The organism is Nonomuraea sp. NPDC049129 (genome assembly GCF_040648495.1).
Taxonomy (GTDB): domain Bacteria; phylum Actinomycetota; class Actinomycetes; order Streptosporangiales; family Streptosporangiaceae; genus Nonomuraea.
The window spans coordinates 55,908-68,763 of the sequence record NZ_JBEZDU010000014.1 but is presented as its reverse complement, the minus strand read 5'-3'; the positions used below and the strand labels follow the sequence as shown (position 1 = coordinate 68,763).

Here is a 12,856-nt window from a genome sequence, read left to right as displayed (position 1 = left end):
TCTCGGCTATAGGCCTGTCTCGGCTACAGGCCGGTGTGCCGGGCCAGGAACGTCAGCGTGTCAGCCGACAGATCGACCGACCTGCTGATCGAACGGGCGCCATGGCCCACCTCGGTCTCGTTGCGCAGCACGATCGGCCCCTCACCCGTGGAGGCGTGCTGCAGCGCCGCGCACATCTTCCACGCGTGCAGCGGGTGCACGCGAGTGTCCGACTGGAAGACCGTGAACAGCGTCGCGGGGTACGCCACCCCCTCGCGGACCTGGTGATACGGCGAGTAGGCCGACAACCAGCCGAACCCCTCGGGGTCGGCGGCCGAGCCGTACTCGACGTTCCAGGTCGCGCCCAGCCCGAACTGCTCGTAACGGATCATGTCCAGCAGCGGCGCGGAGCAGGCGACGGCCGCGTACAGCTCGGGACGCTGCGTCAGCGCCGCGCCCACCAGTAGCCCGCCGTTGGAGCCGCCGGAGATGGCCAGCTGCTCGGAGGTCGTCACGCCGGTCGCGATGAGATGCTCGGCCGCGGCGTGGAAGTCGTCGAAGACGTTCTGCTTGTTGCCGAGCATGCCGGCGCGGTGCCAGTCCTCGCCCTCCTCGCCGCCGCCGCGCAGGTTGGCGATCACGTAGACGCCGCCCGCCTCCACCCAGGCGAGCACCGAGGCGGAGTAGCCGGGGGTCATGGACAGCCCGAAGCCGCCGTAGCCGTACAGGATGGTCGGGCGCGGCCCGTCGCCGTCGACCGGCGAGATGACCAGCATGCGGACGTCGGTGCCGTCCTTGGACTGATAGACGACCTGGGAGGTACGCACCGGCGGCACGTCCACCACGCCCGGTGAGGCGGCCCAGAGCGTGGTCTCGCCGGTCCTGGCGTCGTAGCGCTGGATGGTCGGCGGGGTGGTGTTGTCGGTGTAGCCGAACCACGCCTCGTGGCCGCCCTCGGGACGCTCGGCGATGCCGCCGATCGAGCCGAGGCCGGGGGTGGGCACCTCGCCGATCCGCTCGCCGGTAGCCAGGTCGTGCACCGTGATCTCGCTGATCGCGTGGCGGGTCCAGCTCACCAGCATGACCGGGCGTTCGAGGTCGTCGAGGATCGCGAAGTCGGCCAGCACCGCTTCGGAGTCCTCTGGGATCAGGTCGCGCCAGTTGTCGAAGCCGGGCGTCTCCGGGTCGGTGACGCAGATCCGGACGCGCGGCGCGTCGCGGTCGGTGTGGATGTACAGCCTGCCGTCGCGGCCGAACGAGAACCCCGTCTGGGCGTCCACGCCCTCCTGCACGACCTGGAGGTCGGGGCTGTCGGGTGAGGAGGCGGTCAGGTCGGCCACCCACAGGTCGTTGCGCGGCGCCGTGCCCTCACTGGCGGAGATCTGGAGCCAGCGGCCGTCACGCGAGACCGAGACGCCGTAGTAGTTGGTCATCTTCAGGCCCTCGCCGAAGATCATCACGTCGTCCTCGGTGGACGTGCCGACGCGGTGCAGGTAGACGCGGCGGTGGAACTGCGACTCGCTCTCCGGCAGCTCCGTGCTCGGCAGCCGGCGTACGTAGTAGAACGCCTCGCCGCCGGGCAGCCACGCGATGGGGGAGTAGCGGCACCGGTCGATCGGGCCCTCGACGCGGGCACCGGTGGCCACGTCCATGACGTAGAGGACCGACTCCTCGTTGCCGCCCACCGAGATCTGGTAGGCGAGCAGGCGGCCCTCCTTGTCGGGCTGGACGGCGTCGAGCGTGGTCAGCCCCGACGGGTCGATGGCCATGGGGTCGATCAGGACCCGCTCGGTGCCGCCGGACTCGTCGTTTTCCGCGACGTAGTAGACCGCGTGCTCCTGGTCCGGCGTACGGCGGCTGAAGAAGTGGCGGTCGCCGCGCCACGCGGGCACCCCCACGGAGCCCGACCTGAGCAGCTCGGCGATGCGGTCCCCGAACCGCTGCGGCTTGCTCTGCCGCTTGAACAGGTCGGCCTGCGCGAGCAGCCATCCCTGCGTCTCCGGGCTGTCGGGATCCTCAAGCCAGCGATAGGGGTCCGCGACGGGAGTGTCGTGCAAAATCTCGGCGCTTTCCTCGCGGCGTGCTGTGGGGTAGGGCTCTCGCGTCATGCCCGAACCTTACTGCCAAGCAGGGCGCGTAAAGCCCTGGTGAAGTGGGCATAAAACGTACCGTGCGTCCCTCTGGTCATTCCGGCTGGGGGTTATGGGGTGGCGGGGACCACGCGGTAAACGTCAGACTTGGTGACAGGACGGTGCCGTGGTGACCATCCGCTGGACCGTCCGGCGGAGGTCCACGTGACGGAAGCACCAGTGCCCCAGGAGGGGCCGACAGCCGGGACATGCCACGGCATGTCCCCCTTGATACCCATGCAGCAGGGAGAGGCCCGATGACGCGCCAAGTCCTGCTGCTCAACGCTACTTACGAGCCACTCACCACTCTGTCGCTGCACCGAGCCATCGTGCTCGTGCTGCGGGAGAAGGCCGATATCGTCCACCGTGACGGCGGGGGCGCGGTCCTGCGCTCCGCGACGTGCACGCTGGAGGTGCCCTCGGTGGTCCGGCTGCGCAGATACGTCCGTATTCCCTACCGGTCTCGCATCCCCCTGACCAGGGCCGCGCTCATGCGGCGCGACGATTACCGCTGTGCCTACTGCGGCCTGCGGGCCGAGACCATCGATCATGTCGTCCCCCGGTCGAGGGGCGGCCCCCACACGTGGGAGAACTGCGTCGCCTCGTGCACGCCGTGCAACCACAGGAAGGCCGACAAGTTCCTGGAGGAGCTGGGGTGGACGCTGCGCGTCGCCCCGGCGGTGCCACGGGGCGCTCACTGGCGGCTCATCGGCGCCTCGCTCGTCGGCGATCCCCAATGGGCGCCCTACCTGGAAGCGGCTGCTTGACCTTCGGGCCCGGATCCCTGGGATCCGGGCCTGCAATGTCTTTGTCGTGCTTCACGGCTCCTGGCAGGATTCCAGGGCATGTGGACCTTTACCACCGACGTCGAGGAGTACGCGAGCGCCGCCGAGGCGTTCCTGCTGGCCGACCCCGTGGGCAACACAGTGCCGCTGACGGTGCTGGCCAACATTCGCGCCGGGATGCCCGCCGATGACGCCTCCTTCGGCTGGTGGACCACCGACGGCGAGGTCCGGGGGGCGGTCTTCCGTACGCCGCCGCATCCGATCGGTCTGGCCCGCATGCCGGTCGAGTCCATCGCGTCGCTGGTCACGGCGTGGCGGGGCGAGATCACGGAGGTCCTGGGCCCGCTGGAGCTGACCGGCGCGCTCTCCGAGGTGCTCGGCGAGCCCCGCTCCGTGCTGTCGGAGCGCCTCTACCGCCTCGGCACCCTGATCGTCCCCGACGCGGCCGGCCACGGCCGCCTGGCGGGTGTCGCCGACTTTCCCCTGCTGGTCGCCTGGTTCCAGGCGTTCGGCGAGGAGGTGGGTCTGGGCGTGGGCGGGGATCCCGTCCAGCAGGTCGAGCACCGGCTGGCCGGGCGGCAGCTGTTCATGTGGGAGGTGGACGGGGTCCCGGTGTCGATGGCCGCCCTGTCGCCCGCGGCGGGCGGGGTCTGCCGCGTCGGGCCGGTATACACGCCGCCGTCCTGCCGCAGACGGGGGTACGGCGCCGCGGTCACCGCGTTCGCCAGCCGGGTGGCGCTGGAGATGCGCTGTGAGCAGGTGGTGCTCTTCGCCGACCTGGCCAATCCAACGAGCAACGCCATTTACCGGTCGATCGGCTACGAGCCCGTCTACGACTACGCCCAGGTGACCTTCGCATCTTTGCCGTAGCCGTGTTTGCCGTAGTCTTGGGGGCATGCCGCGCTATGACTTTCGCTGCCGTGCCTGCGGGTCGACCTTCGAGGTGACCCGTCCGATGGCCGCCTCCGACGAGGCGGCCGCGTGCCCCGAGGGGCACGACGACACCGTCAGGTTGCTCTCCACGGTCGCGATGACCGGCGGCGCCGCCGCGCCGAGCTCGGGTGGCTGTTGCGGCGGGGGCTGCTGCGGCTGACGCCTCACCGGCCGCCCAAGCCGCCCCGCGATGCCGCAGGCCATCAGGCCGACCCGCCGCGCCAACAGCTGGGGCGCGACGGGTTCCGGCAGGGCACTTCTTAGGCGGCGCGAGCCCGCTTGCGTCGCTGGAACGGCAGGAACCGGTCCGCTAGGTGCGGCCGGGACGGGGTCAGCGTCGGTTCGACCGCGAGAATCCGGTCGAACCGGAACGCCCGGATGGCCCGCCGCATCCGGCAGATCCCGACGAGATACCAGTATTCGCGATGCACCAGGCACGTCACCGGTTCGACATCCCGAGCCGTGACATGTCCTGAAGCATCCCGATAGTGCAGACGAATCATCAGCCTGCTGGTGATGGCGTCCGCGATGAGCCTGGCCCGCGACGCGATGTCCACGGGCAGCGGCTCGGTGAGCGTCGTGAGGGTGGTGGCGATGACATCATCGTCGAGCTCCAGGTGCTCGAGCGCGTGCTGCAGACCGCGCCTGGCGGTGACGGCCTGCGGACCGGACCCCAGATGAGCGAGGGACAGAGCGAGGGCAGCGATCTCGGCGGTGGTCAGCGGGCGAGTGTGGGAGTTCACGCCTGTAGCCATACCCCCACAATAGAGACGACCACCGACAGTTTTCGAAAGCCTGTACGGCTGGTAAGCACCCTGTATCGAACGGATAAGGCCCTTCAGCCGCCACGCCACCACTGACGGAACCCGCAGGCCACACTGACGGAACCGCAACGTCCCCACCGGCGGAAGCCGCACGCCATCGCGGGCGGAAGCCACGGCCGACCATTGACGGAAGCCATGGCCGGCAAGACGCACGTCACGGCGCTCAGCCGGTGAACCGGAGGAGCGTGCCCCTGGACAGACCCCAGCAGGCACGGCGGGTGGGGCCCACCGTGCCTGCCGTAAAAGAAACTTATCGCGACAGCTGGGAGAGGTCGCGAGAGGCGCCCGTGGAGGCCGAGGTCGTCATGGCCGCGTACGCCTGCAGGGCGGCGCTGACCGGGCGGTTGCGGTCGCGGGGCCGGTAGCCGCCCAGGTCGGCGAGCAGGCGCGTACGGCGCTCCGCCAGCTCGGCCTCGGGGACCCGGAGCTCCATCGACCGGTTGGGGATGTCGATCTCGATCGTGTCGCCGTCCTCGACCAGCGCGATCATGCCGCCCTCGGCCGCCTCCGGAGAGGCGTGCCCGATCGACAGCCCGGACGTGCCGCCGGAGAAGCGGCCGTCGGTGACCAGCGCGCACGCCTTGCCCAGGCCCCGGCCCTTGAGGAACGACGTCGGGTAGAGCATCTCCTGCATGCCCGGCCCGCCCTTCGGCCCCTCGTAGCGGATGACGACCACGTCGCCCTCCTTGACCCGGTCGCCGAGGATGCCCTCGACCGCCTGCTCCTGCGACTCGAACACCACCGCCGGCCCGCTGAACTTCCAGATCGACTCGTCGACCCCGGCCGTCTTCACCACGGCGCCGTCACGCGAGATGTTGCCGTAGAGCACCGCGAGCCCGCCGTCCGCGCTGTAGGCGTGCGCCAGGTCGCGCACGCAGCCCTCGGCCCGGTCGAGGTCGAGGGAGTCCCAGCGGTTGTCCTGCGAGTATGGCTTGACCGTGCGGACGTTGCCCGGCGCCGCGTGCCACAGCTCCAGGGCCTCGGGCCGCACCGTGGGCGACTGGGGGTCCCAGGCGGCGATCGTCTCGCCGAGCGTGGCGCCGTTGACCGTCGGCACGTCGCGGTGGAGCAGCCCGGCGCGGTCGAGCTCACCCAGGATGGCCGGGATGCCGCCCGCGCGGTGCACGTCCTCGACGTGGTATTTGTTCGTCGCCGGAGCCACCTTGCACAGGCACGGCACACGCAGGGAGATCTCGTTGATCTCCTTGAGCCCGAAGTCGACCTCGGCCTCGCGGGCCGCGGCCAGGATGTGCAGGATCGTGTTGGTCGAGCCGCCCATCGCCACGTCCAGCGCCATCGCGTTCTCGAAGGCCTCGCTGGTGGCGATCGAGCGCGGCAGCACCGACTCGTCGCCGTCCTCGTAGTAGCGGCGGGTGATCTCCACGAGCTGGCGCCCGGCGTCCTCGAACAGGTTCTTGCGCGCCTTGTGCGTGGCCAGGATCGTGCCGTTGCCCGGCAGCGCGAGGCCGATCGCCTCGGCCAGGCAGTTCATGGAGTTGGCGGTGAACATGCCCGAGCACGACCCGCAGGTCGGGCAGGCGTTCTCCTCCATCTCCAGCAGATCCTCGTCGGAGACGCTGCTGTCGGCGGCGGCGACCATCGGGTCGATCAGGTCGAGCTTGCGGCCGGGCGTCTTGCCCGCCTCCATCGGCCCACCCGAGACGAAGATCGTCGGGATGTTGAGCCGGAAGGCGGCCAGCAGCATGCCCGGCGTGATCTTGTCGCAGTTGGAGACGCAGATCATCGCGTCGGCGCAGTGGGCGTTGACCATGTACTCGACGGCGTCGGCGATCAGCTCGCGCGACGGCAGCGAATAGAGCATGCCGCCGTGGCCCATCGCGATGCCGTCGTCGACCGCGATCGTGTTGAACTCACGCGGGATCGCCCCCGCCTCGCGAATCGCGGCGGACACCACGTCGCCGACGTCGCGCAGATGAACGTGGCCCGGCACGAACTGCGTGAAGCTGTTGGCCACGGCGATGATGGGCTTGCCGAAATCGCTCCCGGCTACGCCGGTCGCCCGGAGGAGGGCGCGGGCGCCGACCATGTTCCTGCCATGGGTGACCGTACGAGACCTGAGGGCGGGCATTGAACTTCTCCCATCGTTGCGAGTCCTCACATCGTACGACCATTTGCCCGGTTGCTGAGACAACTGTCCACGGCTCGGAACGCGTACGGCGGCGAGCTGGGTGGATCCCGCCCACGCGGGGCGTGCCTCCGGAACTGCCGAAGGCACGCCCGTCGGAACTGTCGACGGGCGTGCCTTCAGAGCTGGATCGGTCAGCCCTCGCCGTATCTCGCGGGCAGGACCTGGGCCGCGATGTCGTGCAGGCGGTCGATCTCGGCCTTGGTGAGCGCCCGCTCTCGCTTCGTGATCCACTTGCGGGCACGGCCGCCTTCATAGACGTCCACGCCGCGGATCGTCATGATCTTCCACGGCACGGGCGGCCCGTAGATGGCCAGCGAGGGCACGACGGAGATCTCCTTGCCGTAGGCCTCGCTGATCAGCTCGCTGGCCCGCGAAGCCTCCCATTTGGCCTCGGTGAGACGTGGCTTCATGTCGAACGGCCCATGGAAGAGCTTCTTGCCCATCTGGACGCGTACGGGCAGCCGTTTGTCCCACTTCTCGGAGTCGACCGCGTAGACGCCCGTCGGGCCCACCACGAGGTGGTCGATCTGGGCCTCGCTGTCCGGTATCGCCCGCGCGTGGAGCGTGCGATAGCCGTTGCGTTCGAGTTTGCGCAGTTGGGCCTCGGTGCGGCGCTCCGCGATGGAGGCACGGCGCCAGGCCGGCACGGTCGAGTTGGACCGCGCTCGGTAGACAGTGTCGAGGATGGCCGCGATCACGCCCGCGGTCACGCCTACCCGCCAGTCGCCCACGAGGATGCCCACGACCACGCCGACGGGGATCGCCAGCAGGGCGCGGTTGCGCATGCGGCGGAAGCGTGGCTGTTGGAGCAGGCTGCGCAACGACGCGCGCTCGATGGGCGCGTAGGTTGACGTGGGCGCCGATTGCTTCGCGGGGGCCGGCTCGCCTTCGGGTCGGTCACTCACCCAGATGGGTGAGGAGTTGTGACCGTCTTCTCGCTGATGGTCGGAGTCCACGTAACTCACCGTAGCCCGTGGTTCTTGTCGATTCCTAGTGCTGCCTTGTCCATAGTTTTATGGCCCAGCTCACTGTGTTCTACGCCCGTTTTCCGGGTATCTATTACGTTCTTCTCTAGAGATGCCTAGTGTGCGGTAGCGTGCGAGAACTTCACGAGCTTTCGGCGCTCGAGCAGGCGCAAGCCATCCGTGACCAGGAGATTTCGCCGGTCGAGCTCACGCGGCACTACCTCGATCGGATCGAGCGAATCGATCCACAGGTGGGTGCGTTTGTGACGGTGACCGCCGAGAGAGCGCTCGAACAGGCGCACCGTCTGGCCAAGGAGCTGCCAGACGGACCCCTCGCCGGAGTGCCGATCCCCATAAAGGATCTTAACCTGGTGAAGGACGTGCCCATCATGTTCGGGTCGTCGACATACCGGGGTTTCGTCGCCCCGGTGGACGACACGGTGGTCGAGCGCCTGCGTGACGCTGGCACGGTGATGCTGGGGAAGACCGCGACACCGGAGTTCGGCCTGCCCTGCTACACCGAGACCGCCCTCTCGCCGCCCTCTCGCTCGCCATGGGATCCGCGTACCTCCGCGGGCGGGTCGAGCGGCGGCGCCGCCGCGGCCGTGGCCGCCGGGCTGGCGCCGGCCGCGCAGGGCAGCGACGGGGCCGGTTCGATCCGCATCCCGGCTTCGGTGTGCGGGCTGTTCGGCATCAAACCCACCCGTGGCCGGATCAGCTTCGCGCCGATCATCCCCGACCTCGCGGGCCTGTCGACGAACGGCCCCCTCGCCCGTACCGTCGCCGACGCCGCGGCGCTGCTCGACGTGATGGCGCACAACAACCCCGGCGACCTCTACCTCGCGCCGCCGCACGAAGGCACGTTCCTGGAGTGCGCCGGACGCGAGCCGGGCCGGCTGCGCATCGCCCGCTACGCCCGGCCGGTCGTGCCCGGCGCCGACGTCCATCCGGACGTGCTCGTCGCGTACGAGGCCGCCGCCGCGACGCTGGCCGCACTCGGCCACGAGGTCGTCGAGATCGAGCCGCCGTTCGGACCGGAGACCGTGCCGCAGTTCACCGTCATGTGGTACGCCTTCGCCTGCATGCACCCCGTGGCCGAGGACCAGGTCGATCTTCTCCGGCCGCTCACCAGGCGGCTGCGCGAGCACGGCTTCGCCACTCCTGCCCCGACGTTCCTGCAGGCTCAGGCCGCTCTGCAGCTGGCCACCAGGGCGGCGCTCACGGTGACCAACGCCTATGACGCGGTGCTCACGCCGACGGTCACACAGCCGCCGCGGCCGGTGGGCTGGTTCGAGGACGTGGACGACGTCGAGGAGACGTTCGAGCGGATGAAGAGGTTCGCCGCCTTCCCCGCGATCTACAATGTGACCGGCCAGCCCGCCGTGAACCTGCCCCTGCACTGGACCGCCGACGGGCTGCCGATCGGCGTCATGCTGGCGGGCCGCCTGGGCGCCGAAGGCACACTGATCTCACTGTCGGCCCAGGTCGAGTCGGCCAGGGGCGGCTTCTGGGGCGACCGGCGACCGGCGATCTGGTAGCCGTGTCGTGCCGCTGGCGTGATGGTCGGGGGCCGAGTCCGCAGAAGAAGCGGCCCATGGCGGGCTTGCGCCGCCACCCGGTCAGGCCCTCCTGTGCCCGCGCCGTCACCCGCTTCCGCCCTACCACCAGGGTCTACGCCTGCACCTCCACCTGCAGATGCGTCCGCGCCCGCATCTGCACTTGCGTCCGCGTCCGCGTCCGCATCTGCACCTGTGGCAGCACGGCCGCCCTGATCGGGGCCCGGCTCGACGGCTCTCTCGGATCGCATCCCACAGTTGAGTTGACCTTGTCTGGGGGATCTTGAGTCAGACTCTCTCACGACCGGGTCTGGCCGGACAGCCGAACCGGGATTACGTTCTTGGGTGTGGACAGCGCGCTGGAGATTCTGGCTTTTCTCTTGGGGGTTTCGCTCGCTCTGTTCGTGCTGATCAGCCTGGCGGTCATGGTGCCGGGGCGGGGTTCGGCGCGGAGGATGGAGACGGGCCCGGTGTGGCTGGGCGGTCCGTCCGGGAGCGAGCACGGCGTGAGCACCTCGGGCCTGGTGCTGGCCGACCGGGTCGCTCATTGGGCGCCGGCGCCCGAGTCCGACTGGGTCGCGATGGCGGAGACGGCCGAGCCCGGCAGGCGCGTCGGCGGCGCTTCGGCGGGATGGTGATGGCGATGCGCGGACTGACCTCGGCTCAGGCCGACGACATCAGGCAGGCGCTCCACGTCGCCGAGCGGCGCAGCGGCCTGCGCTTCGGCGCCTTCCTCGGCGCGCCGGTGGGCGGCCGGCGGCACTTCGCCGAGCGGCTGCACGCCGCGCTCGGCGAAGAGGCCGACGAGGCCGTGTTGATCTTCGTGGACGTCGCCGGCCGGGCGCTGGAGATCGTGACCGGCGAGAACGCCCGGCGGCGGCTGCCCGACACCGCGTGCCGGCTGACCGCCATGTCGATGGCCACGGCGTTCAGCGCGGGTGACCTGGTGGGCGGGCTGCTGTACGGCATCGGCATGCTGGGTGAGCAGGCCACCGCCAGGCGGTAGATCGGGCGTCGCCTGCGCCCCCGCGGTAGGCGACGCCCACCCCGCCTTTCTAAGCGAGGCGGGCGACGCGGTCAGTCTGGAGGCTTCCAGGGTGCCCCCGCCACCCCAGGCCCAGGGGGCAACGGCAACCCCAGGCCCAGAGGTCAGCGTTGGAGCAGGCCGGCGACGTGCTCGCTGACGCCCGCCAGCAACGTGGCGGGCACGATCGGGGTGCGGCCGATGGCCGAGAACAGCGCGGGCAGGCCGGGCAGCGGGAATCCGTCATCCTGGAGCGCGGCCGAGCCGATCTCGTTCTTGTCCAGCGCCGACCGGCTGCGCTGCCAGGCGTCGAGCACCTCTTCCGGCGAGGGCACGCCGAAGCCGTGGCCGACGGGCGCCGCGTGCCGCAGGCGTACGAGCGGCGTTTCCGCGAACGCCAGCGCGGTGCGGGCCCGTACGTGCAGGTCGGCGCGTTCTTCCGCGTCGATCCAGTGCATCGCCGTGCACGGGTTGCGGCAGTCGGCGACGCAGACGGCCATCGCGCCGGCCACCTGGCTGTGCTGCCGGTCGAAGTACGCGCGCCAGCCCTCGGGCGGCTCGCTCGCCACCCGCAGGGTCCGGTTGGTGGCCGACTGCTCGGACTTGGTGTGGTCGCACTCGCGGTCGCCGATCACGCCGAACCTGCTGCCCGGCGCGCTCAGCCCCGCGGGCCAGCGCGCGGGGTCGCCGGCATGCCCCAGGTGCGGCTCGTAGGCCAGCAGCGGCAGGTATTCGCTGGCGATGTGGACGGCGGCGATCATCGAGCTCAGCTCGCGGCGCTGCCAGCGGACGGCGATGACCTCCAGCAGCAGCCCGTAGGCGGGCCGCAGCGACTCCAGCGCGCCGCGTGGCTGCTCGCGCGGGGTCTGCGGCATGTGGCAGGCCCGTGCCCGCCGCCGCAGGTCCGCGGGCACGGCCTTCGCCTCGACCGCGAAGTCCTCGGCGTCCAGCGAGAGCAGCCGGCTGCCGAACTCGCACACGCCGGCGATCTCCTCGGATGAGGCCAGTGCTCCGAGGTCGGAGAAGGCGTAGCGGCGGGCCAGCGCTACGAGCAGATCGCGAGTGGTATCCACCCGATCACCCTACTCACGACCGGATAGTCGCCTGTCCGGCCGAGACCGTCAGGAGGGCGGCTACGTGTGGCAGGGCGCCTTGATGCACTGGATGGTGTCGGTCGGTGGCTCGCTGACCGGTGGCTCGATCGTGGGCGCCGTCGGCTCGGGTGTGGTGGGCTTGTCTGTCGGCTCGGGGTCGTCGGAGGTCGGGGTGGCCGTTGGGGCGGTCACGGTCGGGCGGGCGGTGGCCGTCGCGGTGGCGGTCGGTGTGCGGGAGACGATCGGCCGCGCGGTGGGGGAGCGCTTCGACGGAGGCGCCAGCGGCTTCTTGCTCGGCGTGGCGGGGGTCGAGCGTGTGCTCGAGGCGGTCGTGACGGGGGGCAGGACGCTGCCGCTCTGCTCGGCCGCCTGGTCGTCGCGGATCCACACCGACCCGGCGACCGCCACGGTCACCAGGACCGCGACGGTCACCGCCAGCGCGGCGGCCAGCGCGCGGCGGCCGCGTGGCGTCGGCGGCAAATCCGGCGTGGGTGGCAGGTCCGGCAAGTCCGGCGTAGGCGGCAGGGCCGATGAGCCCAGCGAGTCAGGCGCGTCATGGGCCTTCCTCGCCGCCTCGGCCATCAGCGTGGCCGTCGGCCAGCGCCGGTCCGGCGTCTTTTCCAGCGCTCGCGTCACGACCTGGCGCGGCCCCGGCGGCACGTCGGCGGGTAGGTCCGGGACGGGGGCGTGCAGATGCTTGTAGATGATCTGGACAGGAGTGTCGCCATCGAACGGCAACCGCCCGGTCAGGCACTGGTAGGCGACCACGCCGAGCGCGTAGATGTCGACGGCCGGGGTGACGTCGCTGGCGGTGGCCATCTCGGGGGCGCAGTAGCCGGCCGAGCAGAGCATGGCGCCGGTGGCCGTGAGCTGGACCGCGGAGACCGAGTGGGCGATGCCGAAGTCGGTGAGCGCCACGCTGCCGTCGGGCCGGACCATCAGGTTGGCCGGTTTGACGTCGCGGTGCACGATGCCCTGCGCGTGGGCGGCGGCCAGCGCGTCGCCGACCTCGGCGACCAGCCGCATGGTGGCCGCCGGGCCGAGCGCCTCGCGGCGCAGGACGCGGTCGAGCGACTCGCCCTCGACGAACTCCATCACCAGGAAGCTCACCTGGCGCCCGTCGACCTCGGAGGTGCCGTAGTCGTAGACGTCGACCACGCCGGGATGCCGCAGCGTGGCCATCGCCCTGGCCTCGTTCTGGAACCGCTGGGCGAACTTCGGGTCCTCGGTCAGGGCGGGGATGAGCACCTTGACCGCCACGGTCCGGCCGAGCACCGTGTCGGTGGCCCGCCAGACCTCGCCCATGCCGCCGCCGCCCACGCGGCTGATCAGCGTGTAGCGATCGTTGAGGCTGGTCCCGGATCCGAGCACGTCTTCGAGGCTAACACCGCGACCTCGATGGACGCGCCGGATCCGGC

General features: G+C 70.6%; 12 protein-coding genes. 6 read left to right on the top strand and 6 right to left on the bottom strand.

The features are described 5' to 3' along the window. Nucleotides 1-23: 23 nt before the first annotated feature. Nucleotides 24-2,087, bottom strand: a complete 2,064-nt coding sequence (locus tag AB0B64_RS36375) for a prolyl oligopeptidase family serine peptidase (protein ID WP_357953541.1) — start codon at nt 2,085-2,087, stop codon at nt 24-26. 278 nt (nt 2,088-2,365) lie between these two features. On the opposite strand from AB0B64_RS36375, the gene AB0B64_RS36370 reads away from it, so the two are divergent. The 3 genes from AB0B64_RS36370 to AB0B64_RS36360 all read left to right on the top strand — a co-directional run bounded on the left by AB0B64_RS36370 (nt 2,366) and on the right by AB0B64_RS36360 (nt 3,986). Next, nucleotides 2,366-2,875, top strand: coding sequence for an HNH endonuclease (locus AB0B64_RS36370; RefSeq protein WP_357953539.1), 510 nt, complete (start codon nt 2,366-2,368; stop codon nt 2,873-2,875). Nucleotides 2,876-2,953: 78 nt separating this feature from the next. Then, nucleotides 2,954-3,763: a GNAT family N-acetyltransferase gene (locus tag AB0B64_RS36365; protein WP_358183153.1), complete on the top strand. Its 810-nt coding sequence runs from the start codon at nt 2,954-2,956 to the stop codon at nt 3,761-3,763. A gap of 25 nt (nt 3,764-3,788) precedes the next feature. Beyond that, nucleotides 3,789-3,986 (top strand): zinc ribbon domain-containing protein, encoded by a 198-nt coding sequence (locus tag AB0B64_RS36360; RefSeq protein ID WP_357953535.1) that lies wholly within the window; start codon nt 3,789-3,791, stop codon nt 3,984-3,986. A 100-nt stretch (nt 3,987-4,086) separates the two neighbouring features. Here AB0B64_RS36360 and AB0B64_RS36355 read toward each other — a convergent pair whose 3' ends face one another. The 3 genes from AB0B64_RS36355 to AB0B64_RS36345 all read right to left on the bottom strand — a co-directional run bounded on the left by AB0B64_RS36355 (nt 4,087) and on the right by AB0B64_RS36345 (nt 7,755). After that, nucleotides 4,087-4,581 (bottom strand): WYL domain-containing protein, encoded by a 495-nt coding sequence (locus AB0B64_RS36355; RefSeq protein ID WP_357953534.1) that lies wholly within the window; start codon nt 4,579-4,581, stop codon nt 4,087-4,089. A gap of 319 nt (nt 4,582-4,900) precedes the next feature. Beyond that, a complete protein-coding gene (gene ilvD / locus AB0B64_RS36350) occupies nt 4,901-6,739 on the bottom strand; it encodes a dihydroxy-acid dehydratase (protein WP_357953532.1) in 1,839 nt (612 codons plus the stop codon). A 191-nt stretch (nt 6,740-6,930) separates the two neighbouring features. Further along, a complete protein-coding gene (locus AB0B64_RS36345) occupies nt 6,931-7,755 on the bottom strand; it encodes a nuclease-related domain-containing protein (RefSeq protein WP_357953531.1) in 825 nt (274 codons plus the stop codon). A 140-nt stretch (nt 7,756-7,895) separates the two neighbouring features. On the opposite strand from AB0B64_RS36345, the gene AB0B64_RS36340 reads away from it, so the two are divergent. The 3 genes from AB0B64_RS36340 to AB0B64_RS36330 all read left to right on the top strand — a co-directional run bounded on the left by AB0B64_RS36340 (nt 7,896) and on the right by AB0B64_RS36330 (nt 10,326). Then, complete coding sequence (locus AB0B64_RS36340; RefSeq protein WP_358183150.1) at nt 7,896-9,302, top strand: amidase; 1,407 nt, start codon at nt 7,896-7,898, stop codon at nt 9,300-9,302. Between the two features lie 365 nt (nt 9,303-9,667). Continuing rightward, a complete protein-coding gene (locus AB0B64_RS36335) occupies nt 9,668-9,958 on the top strand; it encodes a hypothetical protein (protein WP_357953528.1) in 291 nt (96 codons plus the stop codon). Nucleotides 9,959-9,963: 5 nt separating this feature from the next. Further along, nucleotides 9,964-10,326, top strand: a complete 363-nt coding sequence (locus tag AB0B64_RS36330; protein WP_357953526.1) for a DUF5130 family protein — start codon at nt 9,964-9,966, stop codon at nt 10,324-10,326. Nucleotides 10,327-10,469: 143 nt separating this feature from the next. Here the strand turns inward: AB0B64_RS36330 and AB0B64_RS36325 are convergent, their stop codons facing one another. Together AB0B64_RS36325 and AB0B64_RS36320 are read right to left on the bottom strand one after the other, a co-directional pair. Next, a complete protein-coding gene (locus AB0B64_RS36325; protein ID WP_357953524.1) occupies nt 10,470-11,417 on the bottom strand; it encodes a hypothetical protein in 948 nt (315 codons plus the stop codon). 60 nt (nt 11,418-11,477) lie between these two features. Then, nucleotides 11,478-12,809, bottom strand: coding sequence for a serine/threonine-protein kinase (locus tag AB0B64_RS36320; RefSeq protein WP_357953522.1), 1,332 nt, complete (start codon nt 12,807-12,809; stop codon nt 11,478-11,480). Between the last annotated feature and the right edge of the window lie 47 nt (nt 12,810-12,856).